This is a genomic window from Rhizobium sp. CBN3 (assembly GCF_030518245.1).
Lineage (GTDB): Bacteria > Pseudomonadota > Alphaproteobacteria > Rhizobiales > Rhizobiaceae > Rhizobium > Rhizobium aethiopicum_A.
Window position 1 is genome coordinate 160,779 of record NZ_JAULSE010000010.1, and the last position, 11,945, is coordinate 172,723.

The 11,945-nt window shown below is 62.2% G+C and carries 10 protein-coding genes and 1 pseudogene; 8 read left to right on the plus strand and 3 right to left on the minus strand.

From position 1 onward, the window contains the following. Positions 1–14: 14 nt before the first annotated feature. The 3 genes from nirB to QWJ46_RS17135 are packed head-to-tail and all read left to right on the plus strand — an operon-like array spanning position 15 to position 5,478. Positions 15–2,465, plus strand: a complete 2,451-nt coding sequence (gene nirB / locus QWJ46_RS17125) for a nitrite reductase large subunit NirB (protein ID WP_302752283.1) — start codon at positions 15–17, stop codon at positions 2,463–2,465. A gap of 10 nt (positions 2,466–2,475) precedes the next feature. Beyond that, positions 2,476–2,820 (plus strand): nitrite reductase small subunit NirD, encoded by a 345-nt coding sequence (gene nirD / locus QWJ46_RS17130; protein ID WP_302752285.1) that lies wholly within the window; start codon positions 2,476–2,478, stop codon positions 2,818–2,820. Beyond that, on the plus strand, positions 2,821–5,478 hold the full coding sequence (locus tag QWJ46_RS17135) for a nitrate reductase (protein ID WP_302752287.1): 2,658 nt from the start codon (positions 2,821–2,823) through the stop codon (positions 5,476–5,478). Positions 5,479–5,503: 25 nt separating this feature from the next. Here the strand turns inward: QWJ46_RS17135 and QWJ46_RS17140 are convergent, their stop codons facing one another. Further along, positions 5,504–6,181: an HAD family hydrolase gene (locus tag QWJ46_RS17140; protein ID WP_302752288.1), complete on the minus strand. Its 678-nt coding sequence runs from the start codon at positions 6,179–6,181 to the stop codon at positions 5,504–5,506. Positions 6,182–6,429: 248 nt separating this feature from the next. Between QWJ46_RS17140 and QWJ46_RS17145 the strand changes: the two genes are divergently transcribed. Then, on the plus strand, positions 6,430–6,756 hold the full coding sequence (locus tag QWJ46_RS17145) for a hypothetical protein (RefSeq protein WP_184452628.1): 327 nt from the start codon (positions 6,430–6,432) through the stop codon (positions 6,754–6,756). 157 nt (positions 6,757–6,913) lie between these two features. Here the strand turns inward: QWJ46_RS17145 and QWJ46_RS17150 are convergent, their stop codons facing one another. Together QWJ46_RS17150 and QWJ46_RS17155 are read right to left on the minus strand one after the other, a co-directional pair. Then, on the minus strand, positions 6,914–7,750 hold the full coding sequence (locus tag QWJ46_RS17150; protein WP_302752291.1) for an SDR family NAD(P)-dependent oxidoreductase: 837 nt from the start codon (positions 7,748–7,750) through the stop codon (positions 6,914–6,916). A 99-nt stretch (positions 7,751–7,849) separates the two neighbouring features. Further along, positions 7,850–8,311, minus strand: a pseudogene (locus QWJ46_RS17155) (cupin domain-containing protein); the annotation flags it as partial. A 255-nt stretch (positions 8,312–8,566) separates the two neighbouring features. On the opposite strand from QWJ46_RS17155, the gene QWJ46_RS17160 reads away from it, so the two are divergent. From QWJ46_RS17160 to QWJ46_RS17175, 4 genes are read left to right on the plus strand one after another with little or no spacing between them, the layout of a single operon-like run. Beyond that, on the plus strand, positions 8,567–9,604 hold the full coding sequence (locus tag QWJ46_RS17160) for a cysteine synthase A (protein ID WP_302752294.1): 1,038 nt from the start codon (positions 8,567–8,569) through the stop codon (positions 9,602–9,604). 6 nt (positions 9,605–9,610) lie between these two features. Then, positions 9,611–10,348 carry an alanyl-tRNA editing protein gene (locus QWJ46_RS17165; RefSeq protein WP_302752296.1) on the plus strand — a complete coding sequence of 246 codons (738 nt, stop codon included), beginning with the start codon at positions 9,611–9,613 and terminating at the stop codon, positions 10,346–10,348. A 14-nt stretch (positions 10,349–10,362) separates the two neighbouring features. Then, a complete protein-coding gene (gene sseA, locus QWJ46_RS17170; protein ID WP_302752298.1) occupies positions 10,363–11,232 on the plus strand; it encodes a 3-mercaptopyruvate sulfurtransferase in 870 nt (289 codons plus the stop codon). Between the two features lie 5 nt (positions 11,233–11,237). Further along, positions 11,238–11,798 carry a GNAT family N-acetyltransferase gene (locus QWJ46_RS17175; protein WP_184452638.1) on the plus strand — a complete coding sequence of 187 codons (561 nt, stop codon included), beginning with the start codon at positions 11,238–11,240 and terminating at the stop codon, positions 11,796–11,798. Positions 11,799–11,945: the final 147 nt, after the last annotated feature.

Genomic DNA, 11,945 nt, shown 5'->3' on the forward strand with positions numbered 1-11,945 from the left:
CAAGGACTGTAAATATGACTGAAAAACTCGTTATCATCGGCAATGGCATGGCGCCCGGGCGCATGCTGGAGCACCTCTTCGAACAGGCGCCCGGACGCTATGAAGTGACGATCTTCAATGCCGAGCCGCGCGTCAATTACGACCGCATCATGCTGTCGCCGGTTCTCTCCGGCGAAAAGGACTACGAGCAGATCATCATTCATGGTGACGGCTGGTATATCAAACACGGCATCACGCTCTACAAGGGCCACAGGATCGTCAATATCGACCGTGACGCCAAGACCGTCACGTCAGACCATGGCGTCACTGAAAGCTACGACAAGCTGGTGATCGCCACCGGTTCGGTGCCCTTCATCATCCCGGTTCCCGGCAAGGATCTGCCCGGCGTCATCACCTATCGCGACCTCGACGACGTGCAGGCGATGCTGCTTGCCGCCCAGGCGCGTGAAAAGGCCGTCGTCATCGGCGGCGGCCTGCTCGGCCTGGAAGCAGCGGCCGGTCTTGCCCAGCGCGGCATGGACGTCACCGTACTGCACGTCATGCCGACGCTGATGGAGCGTCAGCTCGATCCCGCCGCCGGCTATCTCCTGCAGAAGGCCGTCGAAGAACGCGGTATCAAGGTCATCTGCAAGGCCAATACCAAGGCGATCGTCGGCAACGGCAGGGTCGAGGGCATCGAGCTCGATGACGGCCGCATCATTCCGGCAACATTGGTCGTGATGGCCGTCGGCATTCGTCCTAGCGTCGGTCTGGCAAAGGATGCCGGCCTTGCGGTCAACCGCGGCATCGTCGTCGATGCCGGCATGCAGACCTCGGACGGCGACATTTTTGCGCTCGGCGAATGCGCCGAAGTGGGCGGCATGGTCTACGGCCTCGTTGCCCCCCTTTATGAAATGGCCCGCGTCGCCGCGGCGCATCTCTCCGGCGATCGCTCGCCCGCCTTCGTTCACGCGGATACGCCGACCAAGCTCAAGGTCACCGGCATCGAGCTTTATTCGCTCGGCGACTTCGCCGATGGCGACGATCGTGAAGAGATCGTGCTGCGCGATGCCAGTGCCGGCGTCTACAAGCGCCTGGTGCTGAAGGACAACAAGATCATCGGCACCGTGCTTTACGGCGAAACCGCCGACGGCGCCTGGTTCAACGACCTGAAGAAGAAAGCGACCGATATTTCGGAGATGCGCGAGACGCTGATCTTCGGTCAGGCCTACCAGGGAGGGTCACCGCTGGACCCTATGGCGGCCGTTGCAGCCTTGCCGGATGACGCGGAAATCTGTGGCTGCAACGGCGTATGCAAGGGCAAGATCACTTCGACGATCACGAGCAAGGGACTGACGTCGCTTGACGACGTGCGCGCCCATACGAAGGCGTCGGCCTCGTGCGGCTCGTGCACGGGCCTTGTCGAGCAACTCATGGCGCTGACGCTCGGCGACAGCTATAACCCGGCTGCTGTTCAGCCGATGTGCACCTGCACCGAACTCGGCCATGACGACGTTCGCCGGCTGATCAAGGCGAAGGGACTGAAGAGCATTCCCGCCGTTATGCAGGAGCTGGAGTGGAAGACCTCCTGCGGCTGCGCCAAATGTCGGCCGGCGCTCAACTATTACCTCGTCTGCGACTGGCCGGATGAATATGCCGACGACTACCAGTCGCGCTTCATCAACGAGCGCGTCCACGCCAACATTCAGAAGGACGGCACCTATTCCGTCGTTCCGCGGATGTGGGGCGGCGTCACCAATTCGAACGAGCTGCGCGCCATCGCCGATGTCGTCGACAAGTTCGAGATCCCGATGGTGAAGGTGACGGGCGGCCAGCGCATCGACCTGCTCGGCATCGAGAAGGAAGACCTGCCCGCCGTCTGGGCCGATCTCGGCAAAGCCGGCTTCGTCTCGGGCCAGGCCTATGCCAAGGGCCTGCGCACCGTAAAGACCTGCGTCGGTTCGGACTGGTGCCGTTTCGGCACCCAGGATTCTACCGGTCTCGGCATCCGCATCGAGAAGTTCATGTGGGGCTCCTGGACCCCGGCCAAGCTGAAAATGGCGGTGTCCGGCTGCCCGCGCAATTGCGCGGAAGCAACCTGCAAGGATATCGGCGTGATCTGTGTGGATTCCGGTTTCGAGATCCACTTCGCCGGTGCGGCCGGTCTCGACATCAAGGGCACCGAGGTGCTCGGGCTTGTGAAGACCGAAGACGAGGCGCTGGAGCATATCGTGGCGCTGACGCAGATGTACCGCGAGCAGGCCCGCTATCTCGAGCGTATCTACAAATGGGCCAAGCGCATCGGCCTGGAGGAAATCCGTCGGCAGATCATGGGCGACGCCGAAAAGCGCAAAGCCTATTACGACCGCTTTGTCTTCTCTCAGAAATTTGCCCAGGTCGACCCCTGGTCGGAGCGTGTCTCCGGCAAGGACAAGCATGAATTCAAGCCGATGGCGACGATCGGTTATCCGCAGGCAGCTGAATAGGGAGATTGATATGACCTGGTCCAATGAAAACTGGCATCCGATCGGTGACATCTCCGACATCCCCCTTCGCGGTGCGCGCTGCGTAAAGACACCGCAGGGCAAAATCGCCGTCTTCCGCACCGCCGAAAACGAGGTCTTCGCCATCGAGGATCACTGCCCGCACAAGGGTGGTCCGCTCTCCCAAGGCATCGTGCATGCCAAGGCCGTCACCTGCCCGCTGCACAACTGGGTGATCTCTCTCGAAACCGGTAAGGCGCTCGGCGCCGACGAGGGCGCGGTGCGGACCCTACCGGTCCGCAACGAGGGCGGCGCCCTCTTCATCACGTTCGAAAGCCTGATGATGGCGGCGGAATAGATGACGACAGAGGTCAAGACCACCTGTCCCTACTGCGGCGTCGGCTGCGGCGTCATCGCCACGGTCGATGAGGCGGGCGCCGTCAGCGTCAAAGGCGATCCCGAGCATCCGTCGAATTTCGGCCGGCTCTGCTCGAAGGGTTCGGCCCTTGCCGAAACCATCGATCTCGACGGCCGGCTTCTCTATCCCGAAGTCTCGGGCGAACGCAGCGGCTGGGACGAGGCGCTTGATCTCGTCGCCCAGCGCTTTTCCGAAACGATCGCCGAACACGGGCCGGATTCGGTTGCCTTCTACGTCTCGGGGCAACTGCTGACCGAAGACTATTACATCGCCAACAAGCTGATGAAGGGTTTTGTCGGCTCAGCCAATATCGACACCAATTCCAGACTTTGCATGTCCTCATCCGTCACGGGGCATCGCCGCGCCTTCGGTGCCGATACGGTGCCCGGAACCTATGAGGATATCGAACTCGCCGATCTGGTGGTCCTGACCGGCTCCAACCTCGCCTGGTGCCACCCTGTCATCTACCAGCGGCTTGCCGCCGCAAAGGCGGCACGCCCCAGCATGCGGATCGTCGTCATCGATCCGCGCCGGACGATGACCTGCGACATCGCCGACCTGCATCTCGCAATTCGCCCGGACGGCGACGTCGCGCTGTTCATGGGATTGTTTGCGCATCTCGCGACAAGCCCGGCAATCGACCAGAATTATATTGCCGCCCATACCGAAGGTTTCGGTGATGCTTTTGCGGCAGCGGCCGCGCTTGACATCAACGACCTCCTGGAACGGACCGGCCTGCCGGCCATGCAGATCCGGGAGTTCTTCCGCCTGTTCGAGACGACTGAGAAAGTCGTCACTTGCTACAGCCAGGGCGTCAACCAATCCTCCTCCGGCACCGACAAGGTCAACACCCTTCTCAATTGCCACCTGGCGACCGGCCGCATCGGCCGCCCCGGCATGGGGCCGTTCTCGCTGACCGGCCAGCCGAACGCCATGGGCGGGCGTGAGGTCGGCGGCCTTGCCAATATGCTTGCCGCCCATATGGCGATCGAGAATGCGGATGACCGCGACCGCGTGCAGCGCTTCTGGAATTCGCCCGTCATCGCCGCAAAGCCCGGCCTGAAGGCGGTCGACATGTTCCGCGCGGTGGCGGACGGGCGCATCAAGGCGCTCTGGGTCATGGCCACCAATCCTGTTGTGTCGATGCCGGATGCCGACAGCGTAGAAAGCGCGATTGCCGCCTGTCCCTTCGTCGTCGTGTCGGACATTCTGAGAGAGACAGATACGACCCGCCACGCCCATGTGCTTTTGCCCTCGCTCGGGTGGGGCGAGAAGGACGGCACTGTTACCAATTCTGAACGCCGCATTTCCAGGCAGCGGCCGTTTCTCGATGTCCCGGGAGACGCCAGAGCGGACTGGTGGCAGCTTGCGGAGGTCGGCCGGCGCATGGGATTTGGCGCCGCTTTCGATTTCCACGCACCGGCGGCAATCTTTGCGGAACATGCAGCGCTTTCCGCCTTCGAAAACAACGGCAGCCGCGACTTCGACATCGGCGTCCACGCCGACATCAGCGGTTGCGCCTTCGACGAACTGTCGCCCTTTCAATGGCCGCAGCCGGCAGGGACGGCGCCCGGCGTCACCCGCTTCTTCGCCGAGGGCGGCTTCTACCATCCCGACGGCAAGGCGCGCTTCGTCGCGGTCAAACCACCGGCAACCGATCGCACCAATGCCGATTTCCCCTTCACGCTGAACACCGGCCGCATCCGCGACCAGTGGCACACGATGACAAGAACCGGGAAGAGCGCGCGGCTTTCCGCCCATATCGCCGAACCCTTTGCCGAGATCCATCCGCGCGATGCGATCGAGAACGGCATATCAAGCGCCGGCCTCGTCGAGATCGAGAGCCCCCACGGCAAAGCGATCGTGCGAGCGCTGGTGACCGACCGCCAGGCGCGCGGCGGTGTTTTCGCACCCATGCACTGGAACGACCAGTTCGCGGCAAAAGCGCGGATCGACGCCGTGGTCGCGCCGATCACCGACCCTCTTTCCGGCCAGCCGGCGTCGAAGAACGTTGCCGTCGCCGTTCGGCCCTTCCGCGCCAGCCATTATGGTTTCGCGGTCTCGGCCATCAAACCGGACAAACCCGACGCGGCCTATTGGGCGGTGGCGAAGGCTGCCGGCGGCTGGCGGCTGGAAATTGCCTTCACCGAGGCTGTCGAAGACTGGACGGCTTGGTGCCGGAGGGTGTTCGCCATTCCGGCCGAGATCGAACCCCTGGGTTACGCCGACCGGCAATCGGGCGACCTCAGGCTCGCCTTCTTCGATGGCGAGATCCTGCTTGCCGCACTGTTTCTTGCAGGCGAACCGGTTGCCGTCGCACGCAACTGGGCAATCTCGCAACTCTCTGTCGTGCATGGCGACCTCAGGAAACGCTTTGCGCTGGTCGCAGGTCGTCCCGGCGGCGGCCGACCGGATCCCGGTGCGACCGTCTGCTCCTGCTTCAGTGTCGGGGTCAACCAGATCGCCGCCGCGGTGCGCGGCGGATGCCACAGCGTCGAAGAGGTGGGCAAGGAAACGAGCGCCGGAACCAATTGCGGCTCCTGCCGCAGCGAAATCGGCAGGATCATCGATCGCTGTCTCGCCGCAGCGGCGGAGTGAATGCGCACCGGCGAATCTGGCGATGTCAGGCGGCGTTCGGGACCACAAGCATTTTATGGTCGGCTGAGATGCGGACGGCGATTTCGTCATAGGACGAGATCGTCGAATGCGGCGTCTCCATCTTATGGTGATGGGTTGCGGTAACGACCATGACATCGGCGCCGGCCGCCTCGCCGGCCTTGATGCCGGCTGCGACATCCTCAAACACCAGACAATCCCGCGTGCTGACGCCGAGGCGTTCGGCGCCGAGAATATAACATTGCGGATCGGGCTTTCCGACCGTCACATCTTCCGCCGTCACCATGAATTTCGGCAGAGGCAGGCCGGCCGCTTCCAGCCGGCGGCGGGCAAGGCGCAGGGGCGACGAGGTAACGATCGCCCAGCGATCGGGCGGCAGCGAGGCCAGGAAGGCGGCTGCGCCTGGAATGGCAACGACATCGCCGACATCGGCAACTTCAGCCTCGGTCACCAGCCTTGCCTCATGTTCGGGATCGACACCCGGCAGGTTCAGCCGGGTGATTGTGTCAATGCCGCGCGATCCGTGCATCTTCGGCAAGAAGGCGGCGACATCGAGCCCATGGCGTCTTGCCCAGTCGCTCCAAACACGCTCGGCGGCGAGGATCGAATTGAGGATGGTGCCGTCCATGTCGAAGAGGAAGGCGGCATAAGGCTTCTCGAAGCTGTGGGGCATCGGCGGGTACAAGAGCGTATCTCGATAAGGAGGAGTGTCGGATGGTGGTGGTGCCGATGAAACGGCAAATCGCTGCGTTTTGCAAGCCTGGGCAGGACAGCGACGCTGCGTGCTTTGGAGCCTTTCCAGCAACTTCGGCCATTAAGGTTTGCGCACGATGCAAACTCCGCGTGCAGGTTTTTCAAAAATATCGGAACAATGACTCCTGCAGGTGGTTACCCAGAGGTCATCCATGATGAAAATCAAAGGAGGATATCCTCATGACCAAATCCCTCATTGCCGCTTCGCTGCTCGCGATCGGCATGGCAACGTCAGCCTTTGCCCAGTCGAATCCGGATCCCATCGGACCGACGAATGGCGGCTCGACCGATCCGGGTTCAGGTAACTATTCGTCCGATTACACCAACAGCGACAATGGCATGCACCCCGTCCAGGTCGCGCCCGTCGATCCGACCACGACCCAGAGCATCCGACCGCCGCAGGCGATGGAATGCGCCGGCATGCCGCAGCAGGGGACCGGTGTCGATACGCGCGGCGGTGAGAGCGGCGCATCGATCAGCGAAGCCTGCCGCGAATACGACAACTGAGCAGGTAATCGCCGCTTTGAAACATGTCGCGCAAAAGCGCACCACCTCGGAAAAGGCCGGTTTATGCCGGCCTTTTCATGTCACGGCGGATAAAGACTCCCTCCGCATAAGGTTTTGATCCCTCGCGTTCCGACCACCCGTCTTCCCGAGCCGTTGATCATTCCGCAGGGTGCGGCATCACCGGGTGGTGATCATCCAGCGGCGGCCGTTGCCGCCGGCCAGTCAGATGATTCATCAGTGGGAAATAAGCGCCATAGGGGAGCAGACGCGCCAGCTTCAGCATCGTGGTGAAGCGTCTGGGGAAAGCGATCTCGAAAGCCTGCGATTTCAGCCCGGCGGCAATCTGGCGGGCAGCCTTCTCGGACGACACCCGCGCCACTGGCATAGGAAAGGCGCTCTTGCCCACCGTCGGCGGGTCAACGAAGCCCGGGCTGATGAGCTGGATGCGGATGCCCATCTTGTCGAGATCGAATTTCAGGCTTTCGGCCATGTTGATCAACGCCGCCTTGGTGGCGCCATAGGCAGCCCCCGTCGGCAGGCCGCCATAACCGGTGACGGAAGAGACGATGGCGATCTGTCCCTGCCCTTTCGCCCTCATATGGCGGATCGCCGGCAACAGACAGTTGACGACGCCGGACAGATTGACGGCAAAGCTCTTTTCGAAATCGGCGCGGTTCAGGTCCTCGGCGTGGACCGGCAGGTAGACACCGGCATTGAGGATCGCCATGGCCAGCGTGCCATGCTCATATTCGATGGAGGCCAGGACATGTTCCATGTCCTCGGCATCGGTGACATCCCCGTCGAGGACGATAATATTGCCGGACAGGCCGCTGGCTTCGGCCTGCAGCTCGACCAGCTTCTCGTGGCTTCTGGCGGTGACGGCGACCTTATATCCTTCGGCGGCAAGCTTGAGCGCAAGGGCCCGGCCAATACCCGAGCTCGCGCCTGATATCCAGACGATTCCATGTTCGGGACGGGCAATGAAATCACGCATCACATGCTCCTCCGGCTCTGCCTGACCAGCACGAAAACAGGTCCGGAAGTTCTTTGCGCCTCCCGGATTTACGGCTCTATCACACCATTGTGGCTGCTTTCAGCCGATCAGGTCGCCGATTATCTGACGAAAGGACCCGGTCAGCCGGATCGGTCCGTCGGACACCGCGAAAGCAATGCAAGGCCTGTCCTGTTCGGCAACCGGCCGATGACCGCCAGTTTCGTCGGCAATCGAGATGTCGCCGGGGCCAAAATGGCCGCGCTCATCGTTGAAAGCGCCGTCGACAACGAGGATCAGCTCCACGCCTTTATGAGTGTGCGCCGGCAAGGCGCAGCCAGGGCGGATCCACATCAGACGGACCTCGCAGCCGTCCATGTCACGCGAATATTCCTTAAGGCCGGGCAGCCACTTGCGCCAGGGGACGTCCGCGACCTCGAAGCCGACAAGAGCGCGCAATGCCCGGGGAAACAGGGCGGTTTCGGGTCTCCTGGCGGCCTGCGGCTCAGAATCGGGAGAAATGGAGGAGAAGATTGCCGCAAGGCGCTGCCCGCGGTCGGCAATCTGCTCGTGAATCATCTCGGTTTTCGGCCACGCCCGGCTACCCGTGTTCCGTTGTCGCCTTGTCATCATCCGTACGGGGAACGTCAATCTTCGGATCACCGCGACACGGTGGGATCGCGGTCGAGCGCTATTTCGGGTAAGGAAAGCGAAATTATATCGTGGCAGCCAGGGGCATGGAATAGCATTTCTTGCCAACACAGCCTTGTGAAGGGAAAAGACCGTTCCTAAAGTAAGAGTTCGAAAGAGGCAGATTCCATGACCTTCCATCCCTCCGTCCTCGAAGCCATCGGCAATACGCCCCTGATCAAACTCAAGGGCGCCTCGGCGGCAACCGGCTGCACCATTCTCGGCAAGGCGGAGTTCCTGAACCCCGGCCAGTCGGTCAAGGACCGTGCCGCGCTCTACATCATCCGCGATGCGGAGCGGAAGGGGCTGCTTCGGCCCGGCGGCATCATCGTCGAAGGCACGGCCGGCAATACCGGCATCGGGCTGACGCTGGTCGCCAAGGCGCTCGGCTACCGCACCGTCATCGTCATCCCGGAAACGCAGAGCCAGGAAAAGAAGGACGCGCTGAAACTGCTCGGCGCCGAACTCGTCGAGGTGCCCGCCGTTCCCTACAAGAACCCGAACAACTATGTGAAAGTGTCCGGGCGCCTTGCCGAACAAATGGCGAAGAGCGAACCGAACGGTGCGATCTGGGCAAACCAGTTCGACAACGTCGCCAACCGCCAGGCGCATATCGAAACGACCGCACCGGAAATCTGGAACGATACGGATGGCAAGATCGACGGCTTTATCTGCTCCGTCGGCTCCGGCGGCACGCTGGCGGGTGTGGCGACTGGCCTGAAGGCTTTCAAGGCCGACATCAAGATCGGCATTGCCGATCCCGACGGCGCCGCACTCTATGAGTTCTATCAGAACGGCACGCTGAAATCCGAGGGATCCTCGATCACCGAAGGCATCGGCCAGGGCCGCATCACTGCCAATCTCGAGGGTTTTACCCCCGATTATGCCTATCGGATTTCCGATGCCGAAGCGCTTCCCTATCTTTTCGACCTCGTCGAAAACGAGGGGCTGTGCCTCGGCGGCTCGACCGCGATCAACATTGCCGGCGCGGTCAATCTCGCCCGCGATCTCGGACCCGGTCACACGGTGGTGACAATCCTCTGCGACTACGGCAACCGCTACCAGTCGAAGCTTTTCAATCCGGATTTTCTGCGGTCGAAAGGACTGCCCGTTCCGGGCTGGATGACTGGTGCGTCCGACATAAACGTTCCCTACGAGCCCGTGTGAGACCTCATGCGCGTCAATGCCCTCTACCGCGACGACTTCTATCTCTCGACGTGCGAGGCGGTCGTCACCGCCATTCACGACGACGGGGGCATCGAACTCAACCAGACCTGCTTTTATGCCACATCAGGTGGCCAGCCCGGCGACACTGGCCAGCTTGAACGCGCAGACGGTACCAAGATCATACTCGGCCAGACGAAACACGGCGCCGGCAAGGACGTCATCATCCACGTGCCGCTCGAGAACGAGCCGCGGCCGGAGGTTGGCGAGACGCTGGTGCTGCATGTCGACTGGCCGCGCCGCTACCGGCTGATGCGCATGCACACGGCCTGCCACCTGCTGTCGGTCATCTGCTCCTATCCGATCACCGGGGCCGCCGTCGGCGAGGAGGAAAGCCGCGTCGACTTCGACATGAGCGAGACGATCGACAAGGACGAAGTCACGGCCAAGCTGATGGAACTGGTCGGCCAGAACCACCCGGTCTATCTGCAATGGATCACCGACGACGAGCTGGCGGCCAACCCCGACATCGTCAAGTCGAAGAACGTGCGCCCGCCGATGGGGCTCGGTCGGGTCAGCCTCGTCTGCATCGGCGAAAACTCCTCGATTGACAGCCAGCCCTGCGGCGGCACACATGTGTCGGAGACGCAGGAAGTCGGCCAGATCCACATCGCCAAGATCGAAAAGAAGGGCAAGGAGAATCGGCGCTTCCGCATCCGCTTCGGCACGCCCGGCCAAGAAGCCTGACAAGGGAGACCAGAATGACTGAGAGCAAGAGCCGTTTCGTCGTCTCGGCCGAATGGCTGCAGGCCGAACTCGGCAAGCCGGATCTGCGGGTGCTGGACGCCTCTTTCTACCTGCCAGCGCAGAAGCGTGACGCCGACGCCGAATATGCGGCCGGCCATATTCCCGGAGCCATCCGCTTCGATCAGGACAAGATCGCCGACCACTCGACGGCGCTGCCGCACACGATCCCCTCGCCCGATTACTTCGCCGCCGAAGTCGGCAAGCTCGGCATCAGCGAGAATGATCGCATCGTCGTCTATGACGGTATCGGCGTGTTTGCCTCGCCCCGGGTCTGGTGGCTGTTCCGGGTGATGGGGGCAAAGAACGTCTTCGTCCTCGACGGCGGTCTCGACGGCTGGAAGGCCGAGGGCCGTCCGCTCGAAACAGCGGCCCCCAACTATGCGCCGGCGACGTTTACGCCTGACTTCGACGACAGCCGGGTGGTGACGCTGGATACCATGCGCGACATTGTCTCCAGCGGTGCGATGCAGATCGCCGACGCCCGCAGCGCCGGCCGCTTCACCGCTACCGAAGCCGAGCCGCGTGCAGGCATGCGCTCCGGCCATATGCCCGGCGCCCGAAGCCTGCCCTCCGGTGTCTTCACCAACCAGGGTCGGTTCAAATCGCTGCCCGAACTCAGGCAGACGATCGAAGAGGCAGGGATCGATCTCTCCAAACCGGTCGTCACCTCCTGCGGCTCGGGAATCACGGCCGCGATCATCACGCTGGCGCTGGAATCGCTCGGCCATCACGACAACAAGCTTTATGACGGTTCATGGAGCGAATGGGGCAGCCGTGACGATACGCCTGTCGTCACCGGCCCGCCGACGCCTGATAAAGCCTGACCGCCATGGGAAAGACGCCCGCTTCTCTCAAAGCGCATATCACCCGTCTTGAAATGGCGGCGCCGCCGAAGGCCAGCATGCCGGTGCCCGTCAATATCCAGACGGCGATCATGCGCGCGCCCGGTATACCGCTGCCCTTCTATCGCTATCTCTACCGACAGGTGGGCGCGCGCTGGCAGTGGGTGGACCGGCTGCGTATGAGCGACGAGCAACTGGCAGAAACGCTGAACGACAAGCGCAACAATATCAGCGTCCTCTACGTGAACGGCGCTCCGGCCGGCTTCTACGAATATTTCTGCGAGGACGAGGAGACGATCGAACTCAGCCATTTCGGCCTGATCGAACATGCGCTCGGGCTCGGCATCGGCAAATGGTTTCTGCTGCAGGCGCTCTATGCCATCTGGGCGCTCGATCCGAAGCGCGTCACCACGACCACCAATAATCTCGACCATCCGCGCGCACTGCAGCTCTATCAGATGTACGGCTTCTCCCCTGTGTCCACAGGCACCGGCATCGTGCGGCCGCTGAGTGACAAGGAGCTATTGGAACTTGCGCGGAAAAGCTGAGACTTGCTGCCCATGGTGGGATTTATGCTGACAGCAGCTGTCAGCAGCGGTGTAGATAATCCGGAAGCCGCCGGTTTCTGAACCGGTCGCCATCTCACCGGAAAGCCTCGCTATGCCGGCATCAGCTGGGTTTCAATCCATATCCGA